The following is a 14,756-nucleotide window of genomic DNA, read 5'->3' on the forward strand; positions in this document are numbered from 1 at the left end:
GTAACCGGGGCTGTTTTATTCAGCCCCGAGTTGTTTCTGAATCACGACTGTTTCTGAATGACTTAGACGAGACTGAATCATGGCCCTCGACATCCACGCTCACCGCATCCTGATCCTCGACTTCGGTTCCCAGTACACCCAGCTGATTGCCCGCCGCGTGCGTGAAATCGGCGTGTACTGCGAACTGCATCCGTTCGATATGGATGACGAAGCGATTCGCGAATTCGCTCCAAAAGGCGTCATTCTCGCCGGCGGCCCCGAGTCCGTACACGTCGCCGACAGCCCGCGCTGCCCGCAAGCGGTGTTTGACCTGGGCGTACCGGTCTTCGGTATCTGCTACGGCATGCAAACCATGGCTGAACAGCTGGGTGGCAAGGTCGAAGGTTCCGAGCTGCGTGAGTTCGGTTACGCCCGCGTTGACGTAGTCGGCAAGAGCCGCCTGCTCGACGGCATCGAAGACCATATCGACGCCGACGGCCTGTTCGGCCTTGACGTGTGGATGAGCCACGGTGACAAGGTCACCAGGATGCCACAGGAATTCCACATCCTGGCCAGCACCCCGAGCTGCCCGATTGCCGGTATGTTCGACGACGCTCGCGGCTACTACGGCGTGCAGTTTCACCCGGAAGTGACCCACACCAAGCAGGGCGGTCGCATCCTCTCGCGCTTCATCCTCGACATCTGCGGCTGCGAAGCGCTGTGGACACCGTCGAAGATCGCTGAAGACGCCATCGCCAACATTCGCGCCCAGGTCGGCACCGACAACGTACTGCTCGGCTTGTCCGGCGGCGTTGACTCTTCGGTGGTTGCCGCACTGCTGCACAAAGCCATTGGCGACCAGCTGACCTGCGTGTTCGTCGACAACGGTCTGCTGCGTCTGCACGAAGGCGAGCAAGTGATGGCCATGTTCGCCGAGAACATGGGCGTCAAAGTGATCCGCGCCAACGCTGAAGATCAGTTCCTCGACAATCTGGCAGGCGAGTCCGACCCAGAGAAGAAGCGCAAGATCATCGGCCGTACCTTCATCGACGTCTTCGATGCCCAGTCGAACAAACTGGACAACATCAAGTACCTCGCCCAAGGCACCATCTACCCGGACGTGATCGAGTCGGCTGGCGCCAAAAGCGGCAAGGCTCACGTGATCAAGTCGCACCACAACGTGGGTGGCCTGCCGGAAGAAATGAACCTCAAGCTGGTTGAACCCCTGCGCGAGCTGTTCAAGGACGAAGTCCGTCGTCTGGGCCTGGAACTCGGCCTGCCGTACGACATGGTCTACCGTCACCCGTTCCCCGGCCCGGGCCTGGGCGTGCGGATCCTCGGTGAAGTGAAGAAGGAATACGCCGACCTGCTGCGTCGTGCCGACCACATCTTCATCGAAGAACTGCGCAAGGCCGACTGGTACCACAAAGTCAGCCAGGCCTTCGTAGTGTTCCAGCCGGTGAAATCGGTTGGCGTGGTCGGCGATGGCCGTCGTTACGCCTGGGTCGTGGCCCTGCGTGCCGTGGAAACCATCGACTTCATGACCGCGCGTTGGGCTCACCTGCCTTACGAACTGCTGGAAACCGTCAGCGGCCGCATCATCAATGAAATCGAAGGCATCTCCCGCGTCACTTACGACGTGTCGAGCAAGCCGCCAGCGACCATTGAGTGGGAATGATCCCGCACCAGCCTTGATGGCTTGAGCGCTGCAACAGCAAAAGCCGTGTGAAATCAGATTTCACACGGCTTTTTTGTGGGCGTTTTACAGCGGTTTCGACCAGCCGGCCAGTGTCATGCCCATTTGATCCAACCCGTTCAGCAACGCTTTGATGCTGGCGTAGCGCTTGCCACTGACCGACGGCCAGTCCGGACGCTCGATGTAGAAGCGGCCGTTATCGCTTTCGATGAGGGTGCGCACGATGGCATGGCTGCGGCTGCGGTGAACCAGGAAGGTCATGCCGGGTTGCAGTTTCAAGGTGTACATCCCGCGCTGGGGCAAGGCCGCTTCGATTTCCGGCATCGTCTGCGCTGTCCAGGGTGTTGCCATTCGCAGGCGCAAATCACCTTTGACCAAAGCGCTGCGATCAAACGCGGTTCCGCCCAGCGGCAGGATTCTTCCCGGGTCGACCTGGATGCCCACCGCGGCACCTTCGGCGACATCTTCAACGCGAATGCCGATGGCTTCTTCCAGTTCGCTGACCCCCGCCACGCCTTCGAAGGTGTTGGAGTGGGAGTTGCCCATTAGCGCCACCCATTTATGCGCGCCACGCAGGGCCTGGTCGCTGCGAATAACCGAGCGGGCGAAGTAGTTCATCATTTTCTGTCGCGCCGTTGGTTCAACGGCAGGTTCCAGGGATCCGACCTTCTCCATACCGTTGAGCCGGTAGCTCGCCATGCAATCGATGGCCTGCACCCGAATCTTGAAACGGCGCGTCTGTTTGACCAGTTGCAGAAACGTATCGCGCCCCAGCGGGTCGGTCATGTTGCCGACATCGAGCGCGTTGAGGTAGCTCTCCAGATCTTTCGCCAACGTCCCTGTTTCGAAAAACGTATCCAGCGTCGCTTGATGGAAGTCGGTCAGCAGATGTTCCATGTACAGGGTCTTCACGTTCTTGTTGGCCAGCAACTCCATGTTCTCGATCAGCCACTGTTTGCTGGCGATGGAGCTATGGCTTTCGCCGATGACCAGGCCTCGGGCATGTTCGAGGGTTTTCGCGATGATGTCTTTGGCACTGGCCTCGGGAGCAAGCGTCGGGATCGGCGGACGCGCGGGCAATTGAAGCTCGGCGTAAAAGCGCACGGCATCGAGGTGCAGGCGTTTTCTGATCGCCTTGAAATCCCGATAGGGATCGTGCTCGTTGAGGCTGTCGTAGAAGTCGCGCAACGACTCGTCGTCCTGGCCGTTCGCACCGCTTTTCAGTTCGGCCTTCAACGGCTCGGGCATGTCGTACTCCGAGGCGGGCAAGCGCAGCAGAGGTGTCTTGCCACCGCCATTGAGCCCAACCCGGGGCAGGGTTTGCCACTCACCCTCGGCGTTCAGGCGCACGGGGATCGAGTTGGAGAACGCGTGGGGGCTTTCCGGGTCGATGACGGCCCAGTGCCCGCCGCCGTTGAGGTCGGCTTCCCAACGCACGTAGTACGGGGCGTGGTCCAGCATGATGGCGGTTGAAGGGTTGGCATTGAGCCGATAGATGCCCTGGAATTTTCCGGGTTCGGTCACCTGTGTTTCGCCTTCAAGCACTTCGTTGGCTTGCCAGCTGGCCGGGATGGTGGGGAGCTGGTTCGTCTGCGCCAGGTCTGGAAGTGCCGGCCAGCCCATTGGCCGCATGCCTTGTGCACTCAATGCCTGTTTCAGTTCCTCGAAGTTATCCACCGTCATGGAGTCGTAGGCTGGCGCGAGCGGGGTCTCCAGATTGAACCGTCCACCCGGTGTCGAGCGGATGACACTGTCGGCCATGCGCCCTTCGGCGTTGCGATAGACCACCAGCACGCTGCTGCGGTAGCGCTGGAAGGTGAACATCCCCGGTTCTGGCAACAACGCTCGCAACTCATGCGAGGTTCGGTACGCCCACGGCGTTTCCATCTGCACACGCCAGTCACCTTTGATCAACACCTGGAGGCTGTCCGGATCGGCCAGTCCTTCGACTTCATAGGCGGGGGCCTGCGGATAGTCGGCGTACTCCATCGCCAGTCCGGGATCGGCGGCGATGGGTTGTGCGACGCCGGGTTTTACATCATCGACGCGGATGCTCAGGGCATCGGTTTGTTCGCCGATGCCACGGTAGCCTCTGAACGTCGTCATGTTTTCCCGGTCGACCAACGCCACCCAGTTGGCGGGGCCTTTTATTGCTTCATTGAAGCGGATGACCTGGCTGGCGAAAAAGCTCCTGGCCATTTGCTGATCCGGTTCCGGATCGAGGGCGGCTTTGTTGACGTTATAGGTCGTCGACATGTCGATGGCCTGAACCCGGATTCGCTGGGCATTGGCCACCTTTACCAGTTGCGTCAGGTTGAATCGGCCGTCGGGATCGTTGCCGGCCTTGATGTCGAGTTTGCGCAGATAGCTTTCCAGCTCTTCGGGCATTTCACCGGTACGGGCGAAGGTGTCCAGGTCGAGCTGATTAACGTTCGCCAACAGCTCCTGCACGTACAGCGTCTTGACCCCGCGCCGCGCCAGTTCAGGCATGTTTTCGATCAGGAACTGTTTACTGCCGATACTGCCGCGGCTTTCACCGACGATCAGCCCCGGTTTTTCCGCGAATGCGGTTTCGAGCAGCTCGGTGGAGGTCGTGAACTGCGCCGCTGGAGACACCGGAAGGCGGGGCGTCGGTGGATTCAGTTGATACCAGGCGTTGGCATCGCGAATCAGGTTGTTGCGAGCGGTTTCCTGACTCAGGTCGAAGCGGCTCATGCTGGTCGTCCTGCCATCGGCGCCCGCCACCGGTCTGACGTCGTCTGCGCCACCGAGGGCCCATGCCCTCATCTCGGTGTTTTCGATGGCTGGTATGTGTGTGCCGGGCGACCGCGCCCATTCCTGGATGACGGGCCCGGCTGCGGGCGGCACGTCCATACCGCCCTGCAACCCCAGGCGCGGGATGACTTCCCACTTGCCTTCGGCGCTCAAGCGCACAGGAATCGAACCGGTGAACGCGTTGGGGTTGGCCGGGTCGATAATGGCCCAGTTTCCGCGGCCGTTGAGGTCGCTCTCGTAACGCACGTAATAGGCGCTGCCGTTGAGCTTGATCGCGGTGGAAGGGTTGGAGGCGAGTGGGTGAATGCCCTGGAGTTTGCCGGGTTCACGGATCAGCGTGTCATCACTCAACGGTACGTCGATCTTGAAGTTGTCCGGGACGGATGGGGTACTGTCGGAGGGTAACCCGGTTGTGATCGGTGTTTGCTCAACGGCCCCCGCCCCGGCGCCTTCTGCCGGTTGCGTCGATCCAAGCAGATCGGCCATCTCCCTGGCTTCAGCGGCGTCAACCTCGGGGCCGACGTCTGCCAGCGAACCCGGTCCCTTGAGAACGAGCAAATTGAACAGCACATCAATGCCGCTGAGCACCGCGCCCAGGACGCCGGCCTTACGTTTTTCGGCCGTTTTTGCATTGACCGCCTGATCGATGTTCAAGCCCAGGTTGGCGATGCTGGCGCCGATCACGGGCAAGGCGACCGGCCAGCCGACGACCGCCATCGGGCCAAAGACCTTGACGCCAGCGCTGAGGTAACCGATCCAGAGTTGTTTGCGCAGATCACCATTGGAGGTCAGCGAGAGTGCGGCCTCGGCGAACATCGCGTCCTTGGTCGAGTCGCGCAACCAGCTGAACGCGTCGCCGGTGACGGGCTGGTTTTGCGGGTTGATCAGGTGATGGTCGTATTGGCTCCAGGTGCTGACGAGCTGGCTCAGGAGATCGTTGATGTTCTCACTGATAGCTTGACGGTCTGCCAGAGAAAAATGCGTCATGAACGCTTGGCGCGCAGGCGCCTTGTTCATTTGCAACAACATCCAGTAGTGCATGTCCGTTGCGGTTTCCATGACCTGGAAGGCATCGGCTTCGCCGGGCAGGTAGACAATCTGCCGGCCGTTGGCAGCGACAAATCGAAGCGCGTTGATCGCGACGTAGCCCGCGACATCCAGGGTACGAACGCTGCCCGTGCAAGGGTGTTGTGCTTGCAGTATCGGCAGGCTGACGGGCCAGGTCAGCGGGCCGATGACGGCATGGGTGACGAACTGGAAATCCTCGTCACTTAGCTGGCGTTTGTCCCGTGCCTGAACGGCTTTGATCAAGAAATTGCACTTGGCCAGGGTGCGGAAATCGGTGCCGGAATCGTTCCAGAAGGCCGTCAGCCTTTCGGTGTACAACGAGCTGAAATCGATACTCCAAAAGTCCTTCAGCACCTCGTTTCCGTGCAGGCGCACTTGGTTGGTTTCGTTGAAGGTGCCGGCGTTCGGGCCTGTGGTGTAGAAGCCTCCGTACACGTCCAGTAAATCGGCATTGTCCTGGTCGCCGACCCGAAAGCGCTGGATCACCAGTTGCGTCAGGGTCATGGTCGACGTTGGCGTCGCATGGACATGCTCCCAGCCGGTGAAGGCTTTCGAGCTGCTTTGCGAGGCATCGAAGCGGTGGAAATACACCCGGTCCGGGTCGAGGCCGGTGATGGCGTATTTCTTCAGCAAGTCGCTGGCGACTTCATGCGCCGTGTCTTGCAGGCTGGGGCAGGTCTGGATAACGGTGGTGGCGATTGCCTTGAGCGCTGCCTTGTCGGCGGCATTGGGCAATGGGCGGGTTTCTATCGTGTTCATGCACGCTCTATCCTTGAGGTATGGACTATCGAGATTGGCCCGTTTGCTGAAGGAAGGTGCACTATATAGTTATGCTGTTTGGCGCTCCGCCGGGGTGTAGTGTCAGCGTCTGGCCACATCGGAAAAGTAGAACTTGTCCATGTTCGAAAAAATGCAGCGAGCGTTCTGGAAAGCGTTGACGCCGGATCTGGTGGTGGATGAGCCGAAGGTGGCTGCTCAGGCGGTTTCCGGATTGCCAGCGAATGTCGTGGCGGCGCTGGGCGGAGTGGATAACCTCAAGTCGCAGCAGCCAGTGGCGCTGACCCGTGTACGGGTGGAATTGCGCGATGTGGCGCGGATGGATCGGCAAGCGTTGATGATGGCGGGAGTACCAGGCGTCATGATGCTCAACGATGGTGTGGTGCACCTGATCACCGGCCTGTAGGAGCGAGCTCGCTCGCGAAAGACGTTAACGATAACGCGTTCATCCTGAATGAGAGCGTTGCTTTCCAGACCTTCGCGAGCGAGCTCGCTCCTACAGGGCATCATCGACCACGAATCGACTGTGACCAGTCGCCGCGCCGCCCTTACTGTTTCTCAACCGCAGGTGTATCGTATTCGCCTTTTGCAGGCCCCGTGCCTGGTGCTGATACGTGAGGTAGTTGAGTTCATGTCCTTTACCCGTCGACAAATACTCGGTGGTCTGGCCGGTCTTGTGGTGGTTGGCGTGGGGGCCGGTGGCGCGTCGCGTTACTGGCTGGGCAAGAAGGCCGACGCGGACGCCGGTCACGACTACGAACTGATCGCCGCGCCGCTGGACGTCGAACTGGTGGCCGGGCACAAGACCGAAGCCTGGGCCTTCGGCCCCTCGGCACCCGGCACCGAGTTGCGCGTGCGGCAGGGCGAATGGCTGCGGGTGCGCTTCATCAATCACCTGCCGGTCGCCACCACCATCCACTGGCACGGCATTCGCCTGCCACTGGAAATGGACGGCGTGCCCTACGTCTCGCAGCTTCCGGTGTTGCCGGGCGAATACTTCGACTACAAGTTCCGCGTGCCCGATGCCGGCAGCTACTGGTATCACCCGCACGTGAACAGCAGCGAAGAACTCGGCCGTGGCCTGGTCGGCCCGCTGATCATCGAAGAGCGCGAGCCGACCGGTTTCAAGTACGAAAAAACTCTGAGCCTGAAGAGCTGGCACGTCGATGAAGAGGGCGCGTTCGTCGCGTTCAGCATTCCGCGTGAAGCGGCTCGTGGCGGTACAGCGGGACGACTGTCGACCATCAATGGCGTCGCGCAAGCGGTGATCGACTTGCCCGCCGGGCAGATCACCCGTGTGCGCCTGCTCAACCTCGACAACACCCTGACCTATCGCCTGAACATCCCCGGCGTCGAAGCGCAGATCTACGCGCTGGACGGCAACCCCATCGAACCCCGCCCACTGGGCAAGGAATACTGGCTCGGCCCCGGCATGCGCATCTGCCTGGCGATCAAGGCCCCGCCGGCCGGTGAGGAGCTATCCTTGCGCAACGGCCCGGTGCGCGTGGGCACGTTCCGCTCGGTGGCCAACAGCGACGCGCCGACCCAGTGGCCACCCGCGCTGCCCGCCAACCCGGTGGCCGAGCCGGACCTGGCCAACGCGGAGAAACTCAACTTCAATTTCGAATGGGTGGGCTCGGTGTCGGTCAACGTCGACAACGGCAAGCCGCCGAGCCTGTGGCAGATCAACGGCAAGGCCTGGGACATCACCGACAAGACCTGCGCCGACCGCCCGATTGCCAAGCTTGAGAAGGGCAAGAGTTACATTTTCGAATTGAAGAACATGACTCAATACCAGCACCCGATCCACTTGCACGGCATGAGCTTCAAGGTCATCGCTTCGAACCGGCACAAGGTCATTCCGTACTTCACCGACACCTACCTGCTGGGCAAGAACGAGCGCGCGCAAGTGGCGCTGGTGGCGGATAACCCGGGAATCTGGATGTTCCATTGCCATGTGATCGACCACATGGAAACCGGCCTGATGGCCGCTATCGAGGTGGCGTGATGCGGCAGATACGCCCGACGGCAATCATCGACCGCAGCCGCGATCGCGACTTTATGCGCGAGGCGCTGGCCCTCGCCGCCCAAGGTGCGGCACTTGGCGAAGTGCCGGTGGGCGCGGTGCTGGTGCAGGATGGAGAAATCATCGGCCGGGGCTTTAATTGCCCGATCAGCGGCAATGACCCGAGCGCCCATGCCGAGATGGTCGCGATCCGCGCTGCTTCGCAAGCCGTCAGCAATTATCGGCTGCCCGGCAGTACGCTGTACGTGACGCTTGAGCCGTGCAGCATGTGCGCCGGGTTGATCGTGCATTCGCGGATTGCGCGGGTGGTGTATGGCGCGCTGGAGCCGAAAGCGGGGATTGTGCAGAGTCAGGGGCAGTTCTTTACCCAAGGCTTTCTGAATCACCGGGTGTTGTTTGAAGGCGGGGTGTTGGCGGAAGAGTGCGGCGCGGTGCTGAGCGAGTTCTTCAAAGCCCGACGCGCCAAGCCCACAGACTAAATGCAAATCAAATGTGGGAGCGGGCTTGCTCGCGAAAGCGGTAGATCAGTCAACATTTCCGTTGAATGTTAAACCGCTTTCGCGAGCAAGCCCGCTCCCACATTTTGATCTTCTGTGTGGCGGAGATCAGGGGGTTTATTTGCGGGCCACGATCACTGCGCGCATCGGTGCTGGCAGGCCTTCAATCGTTTTGCTGTGGTCCTCGGGATCAAGGAAATCGCTCAGCGATTGATACTTCATCCACTCCGTCCCGCGTTGTTCCTCGACGGTGGTCACGCTGACATCCACGCAGCGAACATCGCTGAACCCGGCGCGGCGCAGCCACAATTCCAGGGCGGGCACCGACGGTAGGAACCACACGTTGCGCATCTGCGCGTAGCGGTCTTCCGGCACCAGAACCTGCTGCTGATCGCCTTCGATCACCAGCGTCTCCAGCACCAGTTCCCCGCCCTTGACCAGGCAATCCTTCAGCGCCAGCAAATGCTCGATCGGCGAGCGGCGGTGATAAAAAACGCCCATGGAAAACACCGTGTCGAAGCCTTCCATGTTCGGCGGCAAGTCTTCGAAAGGGAACGGCAGGTGCCAGGCATTCGGCTCGGGCAGGTAACGCTGGACCGCCTGGAACTGGCAGAAAAACAGCCAGTTCGGGTCGACGCCGATCACGCTGTCGGCACCGGCGCCGAGCATGCGCCACATGTAGTAGCCGTTGCCGCAGCCGACATCGAGGATGCGTTTGCCCTTCAAATCCAGGTGCGGCGCGACCCGCGACCACTTCCAGTCCGAACGCCATTCGGTGTCGACATGCACGCCGAACAGGTCGAACGGCCCCTTGCGCCAAGGCGACAATCCCATCAGCGCGGCACGCATCTGCACGCGGGTTTCAGCGTCGCAATCGGTGTCGAGCGTCAGGCCGTTGAGCAGATCGACTTCGCTCGGCTGAATCTTCGGCAAGGCGTCCAGCGCACTCTGCCAGCGCTCCAGGTCGCCGTGACCCTTTTCCATTTTCTTGTCGAGTTGCGCTTGCAGGGTGTTGGCCCAGTCGGCCAGCGGAGTACCGGCCAGACGGCGGGCGAGGGGGGACAGATCAATCATGGCAAGGCAATCAACGAGGCAAAGTTAAGACACTGGAACCACGGCACGACTTTCGAGAACCCGGCCGCCAACAGGCGCTCGCGGTGTTCTTCGAGGCTGTCGGGCTTCATGACGTTTTCGATGGCGCTGCGCTTCTGGGCGATTTCCAGTTCGCTGTAGCCGTTGGCGCGTTTGAAGGCCACGTGCAAGTCGGTGAGCAGCGCGTGTTCTTCAGGGTCGTTGAAGCGCAGCTTCTCCGAGAGGATCAACGCGCCGCCGGGCAGCAACGACTGGCGGATGCGGCTGAGCAACGCGGTGCGCTGCTCCGGGGCGATGAATTGCAAGGTGAAGTTCAGCGCGACCACCGAGGCCGGCTGGAATTCGAGGGCGAGGATGTCGCCTTCGATCACGTCGACCGGCAGCAACTCCTGGAACATCGAATCCTGACCGTTGAGGTACTCGCGGCAGCGTTCAACCATCGCCGCCGAGTTATCCACAGCGATGACGCGACAACCGTCTGTGCGCACGTGACGGCGCAAGGCCTGGGTCACGGCGCCCAGCGACGAACCGAGGTCGTAGAGCACGCTGTTGGGCTGGGCGAACTGCGCGGCGAGCACGCCGAGGTTTTCGACGATGGTCGGATAACCGGGCACCGAGCGCTTGATCATGTCCGGGAACACCCGCACCACGTCCTCGTTAAAGGCGAAGTCGGGCACCTGGGCCAGAGGCTGGGCGAAAAGGCGATCGGGTTCTTTGCTCACGGCAGTTCCAGCGGCTTCGGTTGAAAAGGCCGGCATTTTAGCCAACTTGGCGCGTGGATGCGCGGGTTGTCTGATAAACCGCCGGGCCAGGCTGTGAGGATTGCGTAATTAGTGATACCGCTTTCGCGAGCAAGCCCGCTCCCACATTTGACCGAGTGACTCGCTAAATAGGCGGTCAAATGTGGGAGCGGGCTTGCTCGCGAAGGGCTCAGCGCGGTTTCGGACCGAACGCCGACGCCGTGATGCCCCATTGCCCCAGCCAGTAGCTGAGGATAATCACATAGGGCGCAGCCTCGAACGGCACGACAAAGCGGCTGATGCCAATCACGCTGTCGGAAAACACAAACGCCACCGCACCGGCCGCCGCCAGCAGCGCCGAGCGCTTGGGCACGTCGGTGCCAAGCCGGGCCAGAGCCCGCCAGAGCATCGCGCTGATCGCCAGACCGTAGACGATCACCGGAATCAGCAACGGCCCCAGCCCGTGGGAAATCAGGATCCCCAGCAGCAGGGCTCCGACGCCGAGCGCGAGCATCAGCGGCAACACCGCCAATCGCCGACAATCGCTCAAATACGCCTTCAGATACGCCAGGTGGGCGACCAGAAACGCCCCGAGACCGAACACGAACAAATCTTGCGGAAACGCCAGTAGCACGTCGCCCAGCAGGGAGAACATCAATCCAAGGCTGATCCAGCGCCGGTATTCGCTGGGCGGTGCGTCGTGCATCCAGCCGAGCAGCGCCAGAACCGGCAGCGGCTTCACCATCAGGCACAGCAGCGTGGCGTGCACGCTGAGGCCGTAAAGGAAGGTCACTGCGCCCATCAGCGCCAGAATCAGCCAGCCCACGATCAGTTGACCGAGATCGCGCAGTCGAAGGTTTCCACCGCCGGGACTTCCGGTGCCCAAGGTTGCTGGGAGGTCAAGCGCAAGCGCCCCGAACCGGTGGCGAAGGCCTGGAAGCGCCAGGTCGAGATCCCCGCAGCACCGACCACGCCGGCATCTTCAGGGTTGCTGTAGACCTCGGGGCTGAGCGCGCGCAACACGCCGCCGGCCGAATCCTGGATCGCCCAGCGGTAACCCGTGGTCGGGTTGCTCGGCAGCGTCAGTATCAGGTTTTGCCCGTTGTGCAGTTTCGCCGGGCATTCGCTTTGTTTTTCCACGGTCACGTTCTGTTTCGGTTGCGTGGCGCAGGCGGCCAGCAACGCGAGGCTGAGGGGGACGAACAGGCGGGTGGGGGACATAAGATCAGCGGCTCCGGCATTCACGACGAACGGCGAGCATAACCGAAGATGCGACAAATTGTGACGAGGCGGGATTAGTGTCGTGAGTGCCGACGCCTTCGCGAGCAAGCCCGCACCCACATTTGACCGCGTGACTCGCTAAATACGCGGTCAAATGTGGGAGCGGGCTTGCTCGCGAAGGCAATCGTGCAGGCGCTACATCATTTTCAGAAAAGAATCTTCGCCACATCCGCAAAACGCTTGGCGAAGTGCACGGTAATGCCTTCTTTCAGGTAGTCCGGCAGTTCTTCAAAGCTCCCACGGTTAGGCTCCGGCAAGATCAACTCGAAGATCTTCTGCCGCCGCGCCGCGATCACTTTCTCGCGCACCCCGCCAATCGGCAGGACATGCCCGGTCAGGGTCAATTCGCCGGTCATCGCCACGCCTTTTTTCGGCGGCTGGTTGCGCGCCAGGGACAGCAGGGCGCTGGCCATGGTCACGCCGGCGCTCGGGCCGTCTTTCGGCGTCGCGCCTTCCGGTACGTGCAGGTGCACGAAGGCTTCGTCGAAGAACTTCGGATCACCGCCAAACGACTTCAGGTTGGAGCTGACGTAGCTGTAGGCGATTTCCGCCGATTCCTTCATCACATCACCCAGTTGCCCGGTGAGTTTGAAGCCACGGTTCAACGTGTGGATGCGCGTCGCTTCAATCGGCAGGGTCGCGCCGCCCATGCTGGTCCAGGCCAGGCCAGTGATCACGCCAGTGCCGGACAGCACTTGCTCGTTACGGAACACCGGATGCCCGAGTGAGGCTTCGAGGTCTTTCGGGCCGAGTTTGATCACGGCTTTCGGTTCGTCGATCAGCTTGACCACCGCTTTGCGCACCAGTTTGCCCAGTTGTTTTTCCAATTGGCGCACGCCGGCTTCACGAGCGTAACCGTCGATCAACGCTTTGAGGGCGCTGTCGCTGATGCTCAGGCTGCCTTTCGACACACCGGCCTTTTCCAGTTGCTTGGGCCACAGGTGACGCTTGGCGATGGCGATTTTTTCTTCGGTGATGTAACCCGACAGGCGGATCACTTCCATCCGGTCCAGCAACGGGCCGGGGATCGAGTCCAGGGTGTTGGCGGTGCAGATGAACAGCACTTTCGACAGGTCCAGACGCAGGTCCAGGTAGTGGTCGAGGAATTCGACGTTCTGTTCCGGGTCGAGGGTTTCCAGCAGCGCCGAGGCCGGGTCGCCCTGATAGCTCTGGCCCATCTTGTCGATCTCGTCGAGCATGATCACCGGGTTCATCACTTCGACGTCTTTCAACGCATGCACCAGTTTGCCCGGCTGCGCGCCGATGTAGGTGCGGCGGTGGCCCTTGATCTCGGCTTCGTCGCGCATGCCGCCGAGGCTGAAGCGGTAGAACGGCCGGCCCAACGATTCTGCGATGGATTTACCGACGCTGGTTTTACCCACGCCCGGCGGACCCACGAGCAGCACGATGGAACCGCTGATTTCGCCTTTGTAGGCACCGACCGCGAGGAATTCGAGGATGCGGTCCTTGATGTCGTCGAGGCCGGCGTGGTGTTTGTCCAGCACCTTGCGCGCGTGTTTGAGGTCGAGCTTGTCCTCGCCGTACACGCCCCACGGCACCGAGGTCGCCCAGTCGAGGTAGTTGCGGGTGACCGCGTACTCCGGCGAACCGGTCTCGAGGATCGACAGCTTGTTCATTTCCTCTTCGATGCGTTTTTGCGCCTGGGCGGGCAACACTTTGCCTTCCAGACGTTGTTCGAATTGTTCGATGTCGGCGCTGCGGTCGTCCTTGGTCAGGCCCAGCTCCTGCTGGATGACCTTGAGTTGTTCCTTGAGGAAGAACTCGCGCTGATGCTCGCCGATCTTGCGGTTAACTTCGGCGGAAATCTCTTTTTGCAGGCGCGCGACTTCAACTTCCTTGCGCAGCATCGGCAGGACTTTTTCCATGCGCTTGAGCATGGGCACGCAGTCGAGCACTTCCTGCAGTTCGTTGCCGGTGGCGGAGGTCAGGGCGGCGGCGAAGTCGGTCAGCGGCGACGGGTCGTTGGGGCTGAAGCGGTTGAGGTAGTTTTTCAGCTCTTCGCTGTACAGCGGGTTGAGCGGCAGCAATTCTTTGATCGCGTTGATCAGCGCCATGCCGTAGGCCTTGACCTCGTCGGTCGGCTCGGTGGGCTGGTGCGGGTATTCGACTTCGACCAGGTACGGCGGGCGGTGGTGTTTGAGCCAGGTGCGGATGCGCACGCGGGTCAGGCCCTGGGCGACGAATTGCAGTTTGCCGTTTTCGCGGCTGGCGTGGTGGACCTTGACCAGCGTGCCGTAGAGCGGCAGGGCCGAGGTGTCGAAGTGGCGCGGGTCTTCCTGGGGCGTGTCCATGTAGAACAGGGCCAGGGAGTGGTGGTCGGATTTGCTCACCAGGTCGAGGGTTTCGGCCCAGGGTTCTTCGTTGACGATGACCGGCAGCACTTGGGCCGGGAAGAATGGGCGGTTGTGGATCGGGATGATGTAGACCTTGTCCGGCAGGTTCTGGCCTGGCAGGGCGAGGCCTTTGCCGGTGGAGTGGTGTTCGGCGTTCTCTGGGTCGGCGTATTCGCTCGGGTCTTCAGGGAATTCTTGCTGGTCGCTCATGGGGCACCTGCGCAATGGGGTATGGGTCTTAGATGGGGCAGGTGGGGGGTGGTTTCAATGGTAGGCGATATTTCCGGGTGTGTGTTCAGGGTTTGGACAGGTCTTGGCGGCCTGATAGCCGACCATTCTCTTTCAGGTGTACATATCCATTTCTGCGGTAACGGCGGCTATGGGTTACGCCCTTACGGCGTGTCACTTGGAAAAGCCCCAAGTAACCAAGGGCTTTTGCCCCTTTCGTTCGGTGCCTCGCTGTGGCTCGGC

At 61.2% G+C, this 14,756-nt stretch carries 10 protein-coding genes and 1 pseudogene; 5 read left to right on the forward strand and 6 right to left on the reverse strand.

Annotated elements, in window-relative coordinates:
* Nucleotides 1–79: 79 nt before the first annotated feature.
* Nucleotides 80–1,657, forward strand: coding sequence for a glutamine-hydrolyzing GMP synthase (gene guaA / locus ACIPL2_RS12515; RefSeq protein WP_008147787.1), 1,578 nt, complete (start codon nt 80–82; stop codon nt 1,655–1,657).
* 84 nt (nt 1,658–1,741) lie between these two features.
* Here the strand turns inward: guaA and ACIPL2_RS12520 are convergent, their stop codons facing one another.
* On the reverse strand, nt 1,742–6,277 hold the full coding sequence (locus ACIPL2_RS12520; RefSeq protein ID WP_401356570.1) for a membrane-targeted effector domain-containing toxin: 4,536 nt from the start codon (nt 6,275–6,277) through the stop codon (nt 1,742–1,744).
* 139 nt (nt 6,278–6,416) lie between these two features.
* Here ACIPL2_RS12520 and ACIPL2_RS12525 point away from each other — a divergent pair, with 139 nt between their 5' ends.
* The 3 genes from ACIPL2_RS12525 (at nt 6,417) to tadA (ending at nt 8,800) form a co-directional block, all read left to right on the forward strand.
* On the forward strand, nt 6,417–6,701 hold the full coding sequence (locus ACIPL2_RS12525; protein ID WP_401356573.1) for a PTS glucose transporter subunit IIB: 285 nt from the start codon (nt 6,417–6,419) through the stop codon (nt 6,699–6,701).
* 225 nt (nt 6,702–6,926) lie between these two features.
* Nucleotides 6,927–8,303 (forward strand): multicopper oxidase family protein, encoded by a 1,377-nt coding sequence (locus ACIPL2_RS12530; RefSeq protein WP_401356576.1) that lies wholly within the window; start codon nt 6,927–6,929, stop codon nt 8,301–8,303.
* A complete protein-coding gene (tadA, locus tag ACIPL2_RS12535; RefSeq protein ID WP_401356579.1) occupies nt 8,303–8,800 on the forward strand; it encodes a tRNA adenosine(34) deaminase TadA in 498 nt (165 codons plus the stop codon). Before ACIPL2_RS12530 ends, tadA begins: the two co-directional genes overlap by 1 nt.
* Nucleotides 8,801–8,935: 135 nt before the next feature.
* Here tadA and cmoB read toward each other — a convergent pair whose 3' ends face one another.
* From cmoB to lon, 5 genes are all read right to left on the reverse strand, one after another.
* A complete protein-coding gene (gene cmoB / locus ACIPL2_RS12540) occupies nt 8,936–9,892 on the reverse strand; it encodes a tRNA 5-methoxyuridine(34)/uridine 5-oxyacetic acid(34) synthase CmoB (protein WP_401356582.1) in 957 nt (318 codons plus the stop codon).
* The gene (gene cmoA / locus ACIPL2_RS12545) at nt 9,889–10,668 is read right to left on the reverse strand and encodes a carboxy-S-adenosyl-L-methionine synthase CmoA (RefSeq protein ID WP_401356585.1); all 780 of its coding nucleotides are present in this window, start codon (nt 10,666–10,668) and stop codon (nt 9,889–9,891) included. Before cmoA ends, cmoB begins: the two co-directional genes overlap by 4 nt.
* 172 nt (nt 10,669–10,840) lie before the next feature.
* Nucleotides 10,841–11,476 (reverse strand): lysoplasmalogenase, encoded by a 636-nt coding sequence (locus tag ACIPL2_RS12550; RefSeq protein ID WP_401356588.1) that lies wholly within the window; start codon nt 11,474–11,476, stop codon nt 10,841–10,843.
* A gap of 2 nt (nt 11,477–11,478) precedes the next feature.
* Nucleotides 11,479–11,871 (reverse strand): protease inhibitor I42 family protein, encoded by a 393-nt coding sequence (locus ACIPL2_RS12555; RefSeq protein WP_401356591.1) that lies wholly within the window; start codon nt 11,869–11,871, stop codon nt 11,479–11,481.
* Between the two features lie 206 nt (nt 11,872–12,077).
* Nucleotides 12,078–14,495, reverse strand: coding sequence for an endopeptidase La (lon, locus tag ACIPL2_RS12560; protein ID WP_401356594.1), 2,418 nt, complete (start codon nt 14,493–14,495; stop codon nt 12,078–12,080).
* 57 nt (nt 14,496–14,552) lie between these two features.
* Here lon and ACIPL2_RS12565 point away from each other — a divergent pair.
* Nucleotides 14,553–14,756, forward strand: a pseudogene (locus ACIPL2_RS12565) (hypothetical protein); the annotation flags it as partial.

The sequence above is a fragment of the Pseudomonas sp. NPDC086251 genome (genome assembly GCF_044746405.1).
Taxonomy (GTDB): domain Bacteria; phylum Pseudomonadota; class Gammaproteobacteria; order Pseudomonadales; family Pseudomonadaceae; genus Aquipseudomonas.

What these genes read in the sequence shown, in the direction of transcription:
- guaA (WP_008147787.1), top strand. Translation starts at nt 80, where the DNA reads ATGGCCCTCGACATCCACGCTCACCGCATCCTGATCCTCGACTTCGGT.
- ACIPL2_RS12520 (WP_401356570.1), bottom strand. Translation starts at nt 6,277, where the DNA reads ATGAACACGATAGAAACCCGCCCATTGCCCAATGCCGCCGACAAGGCA.
- ACIPL2_RS12525 (WP_401356573.1), top strand. Translation starts at nt 6,417, where the DNA reads ATGTTCGAAAAAATGCAGCGAGCGTTCTGGAAAGCGTTGACGCCGGAT.
- ACIPL2_RS12530 (WP_401356576.1), top strand. Translation starts at nt 6,927, where the DNA reads ATGTCCTTTACCCGTCGACAAATACTCGGTGGTCTGGCCGGTCTTGTG.
- tadA (WP_401356579.1), top strand. Translation starts at nt 8,303, where the DNA reads ATGCGGCAGATACGCCCGACGGCAATCATCGACCGCAGCCGCGATCGC.
- cmoB (WP_401356582.1), bottom strand. Translation starts at nt 9,892, where the DNA reads ATGATTGATCTGTCCCCCCTCGCCCGCCGTCTGGCCGGTACTCCGCTG.
- cmoA (WP_401356585.1), bottom strand. Translation starts at nt 10,668, where the DNA reads ATGCCGGCCTTTTCAACCGAAGCCGCTGGAACTGCCGTGAGCAAAGAA.
- ACIPL2_RS12555 (WP_401356591.1), bottom strand. Translation starts at nt 11,871, where the DNA reads ATGTCCCCCACCCGCCTGTTCGTCCCCCTCAGCCTCGCGTTGCTGGCC.
- lon (WP_401356594.1), bottom strand. Translation starts at nt 14,495, where the DNA reads ATGAGCGACCAGCAAGAATTCCCTGAAGACCCGAGCGAATACGCCGAC.